Consider the following 11,876-nt stretch of genomic DNA (forward strand, 5'->3'; position numbering starts at 1 on the left):
GCCACCTACAACTATAGCGGGATAATTTAAGAAGTGGTTAACGCGGCTGGAGATCAGGCCAGAATCTCGGGATTGGGGCCCAGGGGGATACGATCCTGGGCCTCGATCATGTCGCGCGGCCATGTCACCAGGATCTCGGCCCCGCCCTTGGCGCCATTGGCAAAGCGCAGCCGCGCGCCCGAGCGTTCCAGCAGCGCCTTGGCGATGAACAGGCCCAGCCCCATGCCTTCGTAGCTGCGGCCGTCCTCGGCCCGCGGGCGGGTGGTCAGGAAGGGGCTGCCGATGCGCGGCAGCAGCGCGGGGGGAAAGCCCGGCCCGTCGTCGGCGATCCGCACCCACAGGTCGCGGCGGTCGGCGCCGGTCTCGATGGTCACGCGGCGGGCGGCGAAATCGACGGCGTTCTGGATCAGGTTGCGCAGCCCGTGGATCACCGCGGCGTCGCGCTGGACGATCAGCGGCTCGGGCGGGGGCTGGACCATGATCTCGGCGCCGCGGCCGCGGTGGGGGGCGGCGGCCTCGGCCAGCACCTCGGTCAGCGGGGCCGAGCGGATCAGCAGGTCGTCGCGCCCGGCGCTGCCCATGGATTTCAGGATGTCGCGGCAGCGGTCGGCGGACTGGCGCAGCAGGGCCACGTCCTCGGCCAGATCCTCGCGCTCGGGCAGGGCCTCGTCCAGCTCGTCCGCCAGCTCGGCGCTGACCAGCTTGATCGTGGCCAGGGGCGTGCCCAGCTCATGCGCGGCGGCGGCGACCACGCCGCCCAGATGCTGCAGCCTCTGCTCGCGCTCAAGCGCAAGGCGGGCGGCGAACAGCGCGTCCGAGGTGGCGTTGACCTGGGCCGCGACCAGCCGGGCATAGCCGGCAAAGAACACCGCGCCGATCACGATGGCGAACCAGTGGCCGACCAGCAGCGGCTCGCGCAGCGTGACCAGGCCGCCGGCGCCGAAGGTCAGCGGCTGGGCGCAGATCGCCGACAGCGTGACCATCAGGAAGGTTGCGGCCCCCAGCGCCAGCAGCTGCCGCGGCGGCAGGGCGGTGGCGGCGACTGTCACCGGCGCCAGCAAAAGCAGGGCGAATGGGTTCGAGAGCCCGCCGGTCAGCGCCAGCAGCGCCGCCACCTGCCCCAGGTCGAAGCCTAGCTGCCAGGCCGCCTCGCGGGCCGAGATGCGCCGGTCCGGCCGCATCGTCAGCGCCAGGTTCAGCGCCACCGCCAGGCCGATCACCGCCAGCACCGCCGCCAGCGGGAAATCCGCCCCGATCACCAGCGCCGCGCCGACGGCGGCCAGCTGTCCCGCGATCGCCACCCAGCGCAGCAGGATCAGGGTGCGCAGGCGGATCGGCTCGGGCGCGGGCTGGCCGGGCAGCAGGTCGATGCGGTGGGAAACAAGGCCGAGGGGCACGCTGGGACTTCCTGATGGGACGGGCTTTTGCATTGATACCCATGGCCGGATGGGCGATCAATGCGTCCAAGCGGACGGAGACGCGCCTGATGGGCAAAGACGGAACGATCCTGATCCTCGGCAGCCTGGCCGCGGCCCTGGTGCTGGTGACGGGCGGGCTGTGGCTGTCGCGCGGCGCGGCCGATCCCTTTGCCCCCTGCCGCCAGGGCGGGGTGCAGGGCGGGCTGGACAGTCTGGGCGCGCCCTTCGAGCTGACGGACCAGGACGGGCGGCGGGTCAGCGACCGGCAGGTGCTGGCGCAGCCGGCGCTGCTTTATTTCGGCTATACCTATTGCCCGGATGTCTGCCCGCTGGACAGCGCCCGCAATGCCGAGGCGGTGGCGATGCTGGAGGAACGGGGAATGACGGTCACGCCGGTCTTCATTTCCGTCGATCCCAAACGCGACACGCCCGAGGTGCTGGGCGATTTTACCCAGGCCATGCACGAACGGATGATCGGATTGACCGGAACCACGGCCGAGATTGATGCGGTCGCGAAAGCCTGGCGCAACTATTACAAGGTGAATGACCAGGAAGATCCGCAGAACTATCTGGTGGATCACATGACCAATACCTATCTTGTGATTCCCGGCATCGGCACTGTCGAGCTCTTCGGCCGCGAGCTTTCCGCGCAGCAACTTGCGGAACGCACCGCCTGTTTCATTGACGCGGCGTCAGGCAACGGGGTTTGACCGACTGGACAAAACACTCTAATCAACAGTGAACTTTCAAGGGCAAGTGAATATGGCAGAGGATTACCAAATCGGCCCCGACCCCAGCCTGCTGCTGGTCGACGACGACGAGATCTTTCTGAACCGTTTGGCCCGTGCGATGGAAAAACGCGGCTTCTCGGTCGCCCGCGCCGCCTCGGTCGCCGAGGCGCGGACGGCGGTGGCCGAACACCCGCCCGCCTATGCGGTGGTCGATCTGCGGCTCGAGGATGGGAACGGGCTCGATGTGGTGGATGCCCTGCGCGAGGCGCGCGAGGATGCCCGGATCGTCGTGCTGACCGGCTATGGCGCCATCGCGACGGCGGTGGCCGCGGTCAAGATGGGGGCGACGGATTACCTGTCGAAACCGGCGGATGCCGACGACGTGACCCATGCGCTGCTGGCGCGGGGCGACACTTTGCCGCCCCCGCCCGAAACGCCGATGTCGGCCGACCGGGTGCGCTGGGAACATATCCAGCGCGTCTATGAGCAATGCGACCGCAATGTCAGCGAAACGGCGCGCCGGCTGCATATGCACCGGCGGACTCTCCAGCGGATTTTGGCCAAACGCAGCCCGCGTTAATAATCCGGTTCTCAAAAAAGATTGCAATTCATATTGGAATGCAAATAGTGAGAGCATACTGCCAAAACCAAGGATAAAGATATGAGCATAGACCTGGACGCAATGTCCTTGCGGGAACTTCGGGATCTGCGCAACAAGCTCGACCGTGCCATTTCCACCTTCGAGGACCGCCGCAAGCGCGAGGCGCTGGCGGCTGCCGAAAGTGCGGCGCGCGAATTTGGCTTCAACCTTGCCGACCTGACCGTCGCCAAGCAGGCGCGCGGCAAGGTGGCGCCGAAATACGCCAATCCCGCCGATCCCTCGCAGACCTGGACCGGCCGCGGCCGCAAGCCGCGCTGGGTGCAAGAGGCGCTGGATGCCGGCAAGAAACTGGACGCCATGGAAATCTGAGCCCATCGCCCCGCATCCAGGATGCGGGGCTTTTTCGTCCGGGATCACGCTTTGCGGTCGATTTCCGCAATAAGCTGGGTAAAGCGCGATAAAAACGCATTGCGCGTTTCCAGGGGCGGGCGCAGGCGTATTTCCAGCCCCTGCAGCAATTCCGGCCGGGGCGCGGGAAACAGGCGGTCCGCTTCGGCCCTGGAAAACCCGGCGATCTGCACGGCCTCCAGCCAGGCCGAGATGCGGTCGGCCCGCTTGATCGCGCGTTTCACCACCGCCGGCAATTGCGCGGGCAGGCCGAAGCGGCGATGGATCGCCGCCGCCAGCCGCGCATCCATTTCCCCGTATTCCCGCCCAAGCGCCGCCTTGACCGGCGAGATCATGTCGCCGATGACATATTCCGGCGCATCGTGCAGCAGCGCCGCCAGCCGCCAGCGCGGCTCGCAATCGGGGTTGCTGCGGGCGTGGATTTCCTCGACCAGCAGCGAATGCTCGGCCACGCTATAGGCCCAGTCGCCGCGGGTCTGGCCGTTCCAGCGCGCGACGAAGGCAAGGCCATGGGCGATGTCGCCGATCTCGACATCCATGGGCGTCGGGTCCAGAAGATCCAGCCTGCGCCCCGACAGCATCCTCTGCCAGGCCCGTTTCGCGCCTTTCGCCATGCCGCTCTCCGTCTTGTGCCGCGCGAAACTAGCGCCATCGCCGCGGCCGCGCCAGCGCCGCCTGGGCGGGTGCACCGGACAAGCGAAAGGCCCGCGACCGGGGGAGCCGCGGGCCGATGGGGGCCTGCCTCACGCAGAAGTGATCAGCTCAGGACAGCGGCTGGTCGGCCGGCCGCTGGGCCTGCGCCCGGCGCGCGATTTCCTGGCGGTAAAGCGCCACGAAATCCACCGGGTCCATGTTGAAGGGCGGGAAGCCGCCGTCGCGGGTCATGTCCGACACGATGCGCCGCACGAAGGGGAACATCATGCGCGGGCATTCGATCATCAGGAAGGGGTGCAGCTGGTCCTCGGGCACGCCCTCGACATGGAAGATGCCGCCGTAATCCAGCTCGCACAGGAACAGGGGCGACTTGTCGGCGGCGTTCGCGGATTGCACGCGGAACTTGCTGATCACCTCGTATTGGTGCTCGGTCGGGCGCTTGCGGGCATCCAGGCTGACCTGCACGCTGATTTCCGGCTGCACCTCGCCCGAGGGCAGGCCCTTTTGCGCTACCGCGTTCTCAAAGGACAGGTCGCGGATATATTGCGTCAGGATCTGCAGCCGCACGGCCGGCTGCGCTGCATTCTGGGCCTCGGACGCGGCGGCGGCGTCGCTGTTGTTCTCGTCGCTCATGGAAATCTCCTCGGATCTGACGGGGTTCTAGCACCCCGCCGCCCGGCGCTCAATGCCGGGTCCAGCCGGAATTGCCACGCCGCGGAGGCGCCGCGTCGCCCTGGTCGGTCAGCCCTTCGCGCACCGGGCCGGGCGGGTCGTCCTGCACCGAATATTCGCCGTCGATCACCCCGTCCTCGCGCCAGCCGGGACCGCGGCGCAAGCCCGCCGGATCGGCGCCGAAATCGCCCTCGGCGCCATAGCTCTGGCGATAGCTGAAGCCGGCGCCCGTCACCCGCATGCGCGCGGCCATCTGCCGCAGGATCAGGCTGCGCACCGCCGGGATCAGCAGCAAAAGCCCCAGCGTGCTGGTGAACAGGCCCGGCACCACCATCAGCAGCCCGGCGATCATCACCAGCGCACCATGTGCCATCGGCCGGGCGGGATCGCGAAAATCCTGCATGGCGCGCTGCACGTCCAGCGCGGCGCGTGCGCCCTGGTGGCGCATCACCGCCACGCCGGCCACGGCCGAGACCAGGACCAGCGCGATGGTGGGCAGGACGCCGATCGCGCCCCCCACCTGGATGAACAGCGCGATCTCGACGATGGGCAGGATCACGAAGGGCAACAGCAGCCACATAACGCCTTTTTCCTCCGGCACTTTCTATTTCCCGGCGCCCAAACTGGACTTGGGCCGGTCCTCACCCTACATAAGCATGCGAAAGCGCCGTTACAAAGCTCGTTAGGTCCGTTGATGTCGAACCCCCTGCTGCAACTGCTCGTCCTTGGGGCGATCGCCGTGTTCCTGATCCTGCGCCTGCGCGGGGTTCTTGGCACCCGCGACGGATTCGAGCCGCCGCGCGTCCCCGAAGAGCCGGTCCAGCGCCGCCGCTTCGACGTGATCGACGGCACCGCCGAGGCGGGCGACAGCGACATCACCGACCATGCCGAACCGGGCAGCCCCGCCGCCAAGGCCCTGGCCGAGATGAAGCGGGTCGAGCCCGACTTCGCCGTGGGCCCGTTCCTGTCCGGCGCGAAATCCGCCTATGAGATGATCCTGATGGCCTTCGAGCGCGGCGACCTGTCCGAGGTGCGCGGCTTCCTGGCGCCGCCGGTGGCCGAAGCGTTCGAATCGGTGATCGAGGATCGCAAGGCCCGCAACCTGACCACCGAGGCGCAGTTCCTGGGCACCCGCGAAACCGCGCTGGCGGGGGCCGAGTTCACCCCGGCGACCGGCATGGCCGAGCTTTCGGTGCGCTTCGTCGGCGAGATGATCGTCGCCACCCGCGACGCCGACGGCAACGTGGTCGAGGGCGACCCCAAGGCCGCCCGCAAGCAGCGCGACACCTGGACCTTCGCCCGCCGCATGGGTCAGGACGACCCGAACTGGCAGCTGGTCGCCACGGCCTGAACCATGGCACGGCGGCGGGGACTCTCGGCCGAGGACAAGGCCCTGTGGTCCCGCGTCGCCGCGACCGCGGTGCCGATGCACCCTGCCCGCAAGCAGGCGGAGCCCGCGCCTGCGCCCCAGCCGCTGAAAAAGCCGCCCGCCATGCCGCAGGCCGCGCCCCTGCCGCTGGCCGGGCTGCGGATCGGCGGGCAGCCCGGCTCGGGCTCGACTCGGCTGGACCTGTCGCCGCCCCCGCGCGAGGCGCTGCATGCCCAGCCGCTGCGCATGGATCACAAGACGCATCGCCAGATGAGCCGCGGCAAGCTCGCCCCCGAGGCACGCATCGACCTGCACGGCATGACGCTGGCCGTGGCCCAGCCGGTGCTGATCCGCTTCATCCTGCAAGCCAAGGCCGAAGGGCGGCGGCTGGTGTTGGTCATCACCGGCAAGGGGCGCGAAGGCGGGCCGGACGCGCCGCTGCCGGTCAGGCCGGGCGCGCTGCGCCACAACGTGCCGCATTGGCTGCACATGCCGCCCCTGAACGCCGTGGTGCTGCAAGTCCGCCCCGCGCACCGCCGCCATGGCGGCGAGGGCGCCTATTACGTCTACCTGCGCCGCTAGAAAGCCGGCGAGATCACGATCTGCGCCGCCCGCTCGGCATGCAGCGCCGCGCGGGTCAGCGGCCCGACCCCGCCGCCCACGTCCTCGGAAAACACGCTGTTCAGCTCCTGCGCCTGCGCCAGGATGCGCAAGAGCGCCGGCGAGGTCGCCACGTTGAAATGCCCGTCCCCGGTCGAGAAGGCACCGACATCGACCAGCATCACCGGCAGGTCCGCCACGGGCCCGGCATCGGTCAGGCTGCCCAGCCGCACCGGCTCGGCCGAGATCAGCGCCGACAGGTTCAGTGCCCGGTCCCGCCCCGAGGTGAAGATGACGAAGGGCTGCGGCAGCCTGCCGATGGCCCGGACCTGGGTGCGAAACACGCCCACGTCGATGTCGGGCGAAAGCAGGACCACCGCGCCGATCCGGTCCAGGGTGCGGCGCTCGCCCGCGATGGCCATCTGGCGCAGGCTTTCCATCAGCAGCAGGGCGCCCATCGAATGCGCGACAAGGATCGCCCTGCCGCCGCCCGCCTCGGTGGCGATCTCGATGCTGCGCTCAAGCCCGTCGCGGGAATAAAGCACGCTGTCGCGATCCGCGGCATAGGCCAACGGCTGCCCGCGCGACGGCCATGAGAAATGCAAGGGCACGCCCGGCAGGCTCAGGTCGCGCTCGATCTGGGCAAAGCGATAGAGCCCCTCGGCGAAGGTGTTGTTGTAGCCATGCACGAACAGCACAACGTCGCGGTCGCCCGGCGGGCGGGCGGCGACGGCGCGGCGCAGGTCGGCCTGGAAATCCTCGGGCCGGGCAAAGCGGGCATATTCCGAGACCAGGAAGTCCCGCTGCGGATCGGGCCTCGCGCCCTTGCGGGGATAGGTGATGGTGCCGGGCCGCCGCTCGGGCGGGACCGAGACATCGACCCGGCCAAAGCTGACGCCTTCCTGCCGGCTGCCCTCGGGGGTGCGGTTGCTGGCGACATAGATGCGCTCGACATGGCGAAGGCGCGCCGCCTCTGGGGCGACGGTGATCTCGCCGCGCGGCGCGCAGGCCGCCAGCAGCAGCAACAGCGAAACAAGGATCCGCCCCGGCATGTCCCCCGCCCTTTCGTCTTGCGGGCGACAATGCCACCGCGGCGGGGGCAGGGAAAGCCCTCAGCCGTAATTCGCCTTGGGCCCCGCGAACCACCAGATGATGAAGCCCAGCACCGGCAGGATCGCCACCAGCGCGATCCAGATCAGCTTGGTGGTCATGGTCTCGTTGGTGTTGATGATCGAGGCGATGGCCCAGACATCCAGCACGAAGATGATGATGCCGAAAAGATAGTTCATGCGCGTCCCCCGCCGTTGCGTCATTCCACAACGGCGGGAAGGCGCCGGGGTTCCTTACAGCACGTAGCGCGACAGGTCGGTCGAGCGCGCCAGGTCGCCCAGGTGCTTCTCGACGAAGGCCCCGTCCACCACCACCGTCTCGCCCGAGCGGTCCGGCGCGCTGAAGGACAGCTCCTCGAACACCCGCTCCATCACGGTATAAAGCCGCCGCGCGCCGATATTCTCGACCGAGCCGTTCACCTCGGCCGCGATGCGCGCCAGCGCCCGGATGCCATCCTCGGTGAACTGGACCGTCACGCCCTCTGTCGCCATCAGCGCGGTATATTGCCGGGTCAGGGCGTTGTCGGTCTCGGTCAGGATGCGGACGAAGTCCTCTTCGGTCAGCGCGCGCAGCTCGACCCGGATCGGCAGCCGGCCCTGCAATTCCGGCAAGAGGTCCGAGGGCTTGGCGATGTGGAACGCGCCCGAGGCGATGAACAGGATATGATCCGTCCTGACCGGCCCGTATTTCGTGGAAACCGTGGTGCCCTCGATCAGCGGCAAGAGGTCGCGCTGCACCCCCTCGCGCGAGACATCGCCGCCGCGGGCGTCGGTCCGCGCGGCGACCTTGTCGATCTCGTCGATGAAGACGATGCCGTTCTCCTGCACCGCCTCCAGCGCGGCGGCCTTGACGGCCTCGTCGTCCAGCAGCTTGTCGGCCTCTTCCGCGATCAGCAGCTCATAGCTTTCCGCCACCGTCACCTTGCGCCGCACCCGGCGCCCGCCGAATGCCTTCATCAACCCCGACAGGTCCATCATCCCGCCGATGGCACCGGGCTGGCCGGGCATCTCCATCATGCCGAAGGGGCTGGAATTGTCCTGCACCTCCAGCTCGATCACCGTATCGTCCAGCTCGCCGCGCTTGAGCTTGTCGCGGAACATCTCGCGGGTCTGCTCGCGCGCGCCCTCGCCGGCCAGGGCGGCGACCACGCGCTCCTCGGCGGATTTATGGGCGCGGGCCTTGACCTCCTCGCGCATGCGCTCGCGGGTCTCGATGACGGCGGCATCGGCCAGGTCGCGGATGATCTGCTCGACATCGCGGCCGACATAGCCCACTTCGGTGAACTTGGTCGCCTCGACCTTCAGGAAGGGCGCGCGGGCCAGCTTGGCCAGGCGGCGGCTGATCTCGGTCTTGCCGACGCCGGTCGGGCCGATCATCAGGATGTTCTTGGGATAGACTTCGTCGCGCAGGTCGTCGCCCAGCTGCCGCCGGCGCCAGCGGTTGCGCAAGGCCACGGCCACGGCGCGCTTGGCATCCCTTTGCCCGATGATGAAGCGATCCAGTTCGGAGACGATTTCGCGCGGGGTCAGGTCGGACATTCGGGGCTCCTGTCTCATTTCGGCATCACTTAAAGTCCGCGGGGGGCCGATTCAACCAAGCGGCTGGACCCAAGTCCGAATCCGCGCCAGATCGGCCGCCTTTTTCCCCAGGCCAGCAAGGAAGCCGAACATGCGACCGCGTCGCGACCCGCCCGCCGCCCCGATGCTGTCCCGCCGTGCCCTGGCGTCGCGGCTGGCCGCGGCTGCCGCGACGCTGGGCCTGGGCCCGCGCGCGGCCGCGGCGCAGGCGCCCGCCGCGCCGGCGCTCGACCCGGAGCTGCGCGACGCCGCGCTGCGCGGCCTGGCGCTGGCGGATCATCGCGGCGATCCGGTGCATGCCGCCGCCGCCCGCGCGGCGATGGACCGGCTGCAACAGGCCGACCCCGAAGGCGCGCTGCTCCTGCGCCTCTATCGCAAGCTGGACGTGCGCCCCGCCGCCCATTACCGCGAGGACATGCCCCAAGCGGCCGCCGCCGACCTGGCGCTGCTGCATGCGGCGATGCGCGCATGCCGGCCGGTCGCCTTCGGCTATGCCGACCTTGCCGGCAATGAAACGCAGCGAACGGCCCTGCCGCTGGCGCTGGTCCACCCGCCGCAGGGCGTCAAGCTGCTGGCCTGGTGCGAAAAGGCGCAGGACTACCGCCAGTTCTTCGTGCGCGCCATGCAGGGGCTAGCCACCGGCTCCGGCGATTTCCGCCGCGACCGCCTGGCGCTGCTGCAAGGGCTGGCGGCAAAGGAAGGCGCCTAAGCCCGGCGCCTGCCCGCTTTCTTCGTTGCACAAATACCCTGGGGGACGCCCCGCAAGCCCCGTCGAGGGGCTTGCGGGGCGGGGGGCGAAGCCCCCGCTAGCCCAGAACCTCGACCGTCAGGTTGCCGTTGGTATAGACGCAGATATCCGCCGCGATCGCCATGGCCTTGCGCGCCACCGCCTCGGCATCCAGGTCGCCCTCCATCAGCCCGCGCGCCGCGGCCAGGGCGAAATTGCCGCCCGAACCGATGGCGGCCACGTCATGCTCGGGCTCCAGCACGTCGCCGGCCCCCGTCACCACGAAGATGTCGCGCCCGTCGGTCACGATCAGCATGGCCTCCAGGTTGCGCAGGTATTTGTCCATGCGCCAGTCCTTGGCCAGGTCGACACAGGCCCGCGCCAACTGGCCGGGCGCCGCCTCCAGCTTCTTCTCCAGCCGTTCGAGCAGGGTAAAGGCGTCCGCGGTCGAGCCGGCAAAGCCCACCACCACGTCATGCCCGCCGGGGCTCAGCCGGCGCACCTTGCGCGCCGTGCCCTTCATCACCGTCTGGCCGACGCTGACCTGGCCGTCCCCGGCGACGACCACGCGGCCGCCGCGTCGCACCGCCAGGATGGTGGTGCCGTGCCAGCCGGGAAATTTGTCTTCGGACATGCCTCTCTCCGATCTCTCGCCTGCGGGTCAGATATGGGCCGGCCGGGGCTTTCGCAACCCGCCCCCTTCCGCCACGCCGCGCCAGCCGCTAGCGTGCCGGCCATGACCCACGCCCCCGTCCTGCGCGTCTACCTGGAAGGCTCGATGCTGGAAACGGCGCGGGCGGGCAGCTTCAACTTCATGACCGTGCTGCGCCGGGCGGTCGAGGACGCGGGCTGGCGCGTCGAATGGCACAAGACCAGCGCCGCGGCCCGCATGGCCGCGCCCCTGCGCGACGGCTACGCGCTGTTTCACATGGAGGCGCCGACCCATGCGCGCGCCCTGACCTTTCGCCGCGCCTATCACTACCCGTTCTGGCAGATCGAGCCGGTGCCGCAACGCTGGCGCTTCCAGGTCGCGCAAAGCCGCCACGACCCCGCGGCCATCGACCCCGAGGCCGCGCGCAGCTTCGCCGACCGGCTGCGCGCCCGCGTGCTGCCGGGGCCGCCGCCCCGGCGCGGCGATGCGGTGCTGGTGCCGCTGCAAGGCCATATCCGCCGCTGCCGTTCGTTCCAGACCATGAGCCCCATCGAGATGCTCGAGGCGGTCGCCACCACCGGCCGCCCCACCACCGCCACGCTGCACCCAAGGGAAGGCTACGACGATGCCGACCGCGCGGCGCTGGCCGGGCTGGCGGCACGCCATCCGAACCTGACCATCGGCGGCGACAGCATGCGGCTCTTGCGCGACTGCGCCTTTGTCGCGACACAGAACAGCGCGGTGGCCTTCGACGGCTACCTGCTGGGCAAGCCGGCGGTGCTGTTCGCCCAGATCGACTTCCACCACATCGCGCTGAACGTCGCCCAACTGGGCGCGACCGAGGCGCTGGCGCAGGCCGAAACCCATGCGCCGGATTTCGACCGCTACCTGTTCTGGTTTCTTCAGGAAAAAGCCATCAACGCCACGCGGCCCGAGGCAGGCGCGCGGATCCTGGCGGCGATGCACCGGGGCGGCTGGCCGATCGGGACCGCCCCCGGCACCTGAAATCAGATGGATTCGTCGATCCAGGCCTTCAGCGCGGCCTTGGGCGCGGCGCCGATCTTGTTCGACACGACCTGGCCGTCCTTGAACAGGAACAGCGCCGGGATGCCGCGCACGCCAAGCGCGGCGGGGCTTTCGGGGTTCTCGTCCACGTTGACCTTGACGATCTTGACCCGGCCCTCGTATTCGGCGGCCAGCTCTTCCAGCGAGGGGCCGATCTGGCGGCAAGGCCCGCACCATTCGGCCCAGAAATCGACCACGACCGGGGTCGGGGACTGACGGACTTCGCTGTCGAATTCGGCGTCGGAAACGGCTTGGGTGTTGGCCATCGGGCTCTCCTGCAATGTGCCGGCAG

Annotated in this window: 16 protein-coding genes; 7 read left to right on the top strand and 9 right to left on the bottom strand. The window is 69.2% G+C overall.

The features are described 5' to 3' along the window. Window positions 1-53 precede the first annotated feature (53 nt). The gene (locus KF941_RS12295; protein ID WP_139293963.1) at window positions 54-1,397 is read right to left on the bottom strand and encodes an ActS/PrrB/RegB family redox-sensitive histidine kinase; all 1,344 of its coding nucleotides are present in this window, start codon (window positions 1,395-1,397) and stop codon (window positions 54-56) included. An 89-nt stretch (window positions 1,398-1,486) separates the two neighbouring features. Here KF941_RS12295 and KF941_RS12300 point away from each other — a divergent pair, with 89 nt between their 5' ends. The 3 genes from KF941_RS12300 (at window position 1,487) to KF941_RS12310 (ending at window position 3,119) form a co-directional block, all read left to right on the top strand. Next, the gene (locus tag KF941_RS12300) at window positions 1,487-2,128 is read left to right on the top strand and encodes an SCO family protein (RefSeq protein ID WP_214273452.1); all 642 of its coding nucleotides are present in this window, start codon (window positions 1,487-1,489) and stop codon (window positions 2,126-2,128) included. A 52-nt stretch (window positions 2,129-2,180) separates the two neighbouring features. After that, on the top strand, window positions 2,181-2,729 hold the full coding sequence (locus KF941_RS12305; RefSeq protein WP_036758606.1) for an ActR/PrrA/RegA family redox response regulator transcription factor: 549 nt from the start codon (window positions 2,181-2,183) through the stop codon (window positions 2,727-2,729). A gap of 81 nt (window positions 2,730-2,810) precedes the next feature. After that, window positions 2,811-3,119 carry an H-NS histone family protein gene (locus KF941_RS12310; RefSeq protein ID WP_036758604.1) on the top strand — a complete coding sequence of 103 codons (309 nt, stop codon included), beginning with the start codon at window positions 2,811-2,813 and terminating at the stop codon, window positions 3,117-3,119. A gap of 44 nt (window positions 3,120-3,163) precedes the next feature. Here KF941_RS12310 and KF941_RS12315 read toward each other — a convergent pair whose 3' ends face one another. The 3 genes from KF941_RS12315 to KF941_RS12325 form a co-directional block, all read right to left on the bottom strand. Then, the gene (locus KF941_RS12315) at window positions 3,164-3,772 is read right to left on the bottom strand and encodes an HD family hydrolase (RefSeq protein WP_072462133.1); all 609 of its coding nucleotides are present in this window, start codon (window positions 3,770-3,772) and stop codon (window positions 3,164-3,166) included. 148 nt (window positions 3,773-3,920) lie between these two features. Further along, complete coding sequence (gene secB, locus KF941_RS12320) at window positions 3,921-4,445, bottom strand: protein-export chaperone SecB (RefSeq protein WP_036758599.1); 525 nt, start codon at window positions 4,443-4,445, stop codon at window positions 3,921-3,923. 49 nt (window positions 4,446-4,494) lie between these two features. Next, window positions 4,495-5,064 carry an FxsA family protein gene (locus KF941_RS12325; RefSeq protein ID WP_214273453.1) on the bottom strand — a complete coding sequence of 190 codons (570 nt, stop codon included), beginning with the start codon at window positions 5,062-5,064 and terminating at the stop codon, window positions 4,495-4,497. 114 nt (window positions 5,065-5,178) lie between these two features. Between KF941_RS12325 and KF941_RS12330 the strand changes: the two genes are divergently transcribed. Next, window positions 5,179-5,835 (top strand): Tim44/TimA family putative adaptor protein, encoded by a 657-nt coding sequence (locus KF941_RS12330; protein WP_072462134.1) that lies wholly within the window; start codon window positions 5,179-5,181, stop codon window positions 5,833-5,835. Between the two features lie 3 nt (window positions 5,836-5,838). After that, window positions 5,839-6,435, top strand: coding sequence for a Smr/MutS family protein (locus KF941_RS12335; RefSeq protein ID WP_116223208.1), 597 nt, complete (start codon window positions 5,839-5,841; stop codon window positions 6,433-6,435). Here KF941_RS12335 and KF941_RS12340 read toward each other — a convergent pair. From KF941_RS12340 to hslU, 3 genes are read right to left on the bottom strand one after another with little or no spacing between them, the layout of a single operon-like run. Then, window positions 6,432-7,505, bottom strand: a complete 1,074-nt coding sequence (locus KF941_RS12340) for an alpha/beta fold hydrolase (RefSeq protein ID WP_214273454.1) — start codon at window positions 7,503-7,505, stop codon at window positions 6,432-6,434. The genes KF941_RS12335 and KF941_RS12340 overlap by 4 nt on opposite strands. A 60-nt stretch (window positions 7,506-7,565) precedes the next feature. Then, window positions 7,566-7,742 carry a PLD nuclease N-terminal domain-containing protein gene (locus tag KF941_RS12345; protein WP_072462136.1) on the bottom strand — a complete coding sequence of 59 codons (177 nt, stop codon included), beginning with the start codon at window positions 7,740-7,742 and terminating at the stop codon, window positions 7,566-7,568. Window positions 7,743-7,796: 54 nt separating this feature from the next. Continuing rightward, entirely contained in the window at window positions 7,797-9,101 is a 1,305-nt protein-coding gene (gene hslU, locus KF941_RS12350; protein ID WP_072462137.1) for an ATP-dependent protease ATPase subunit HslU, read from the bottom strand. Window positions 9,102-9,231: 130 nt separating this feature from the next. Between hslU and KF941_RS12355 the strand changes: the two genes are divergently transcribed. Then, entirely contained in the window at window positions 9,232-9,849 is a 618-nt protein-coding gene (locus tag KF941_RS12355; RefSeq protein ID WP_116171031.1) for a WYL domain-containing protein, read from the top strand. Window positions 9,850-9,946: 97 nt separating this feature from the next. Here KF941_RS12355 and hslV read toward each other — a convergent pair whose 3' ends face one another. Next, complete coding sequence (hslV, locus tag KF941_RS12360) at window positions 9,947-10,501, bottom strand: ATP-dependent protease subunit HslV (protein WP_214273455.1); 555 nt, start codon at window positions 10,499-10,501, stop codon at window positions 9,947-9,949. A 102-nt stretch (window positions 10,502-10,603) separates the two neighbouring features. Between hslV and KF941_RS12365 the strand changes: the two genes are divergently transcribed. Beyond that, window positions 10,604-11,524: a hypothetical protein gene (locus KF941_RS12365; protein WP_214273456.1), complete on the top strand. Its 921-nt coding sequence runs from the start codon at window positions 10,604-10,606 to the stop codon at window positions 11,522-11,524. A gap of 2 nt (window positions 11,525-11,526) precedes the next feature. Here KF941_RS12365 and trxA read toward each other — a convergent pair whose 3' ends face one another. Continuing rightward, complete coding sequence (gene trxA, locus KF941_RS12370) at window positions 11,527-11,850, bottom strand: thioredoxin (RefSeq protein WP_011749068.1); 324 nt, start codon at window positions 11,848-11,850, stop codon at window positions 11,527-11,529. Between the last annotated feature and the right edge of the window lie 26 nt (window positions 11,851-11,876).

Origin of the sequence: Paracoccus sp. pheM1 (assembly GCF_018499825.1) — a bacterium.
Taxonomy (GTDB): Bacteria; Pseudomonadota; Alphaproteobacteria; order Rhodobacterales; family Rhodobacteraceae; genus Paracoccus; species Paracoccus versutus.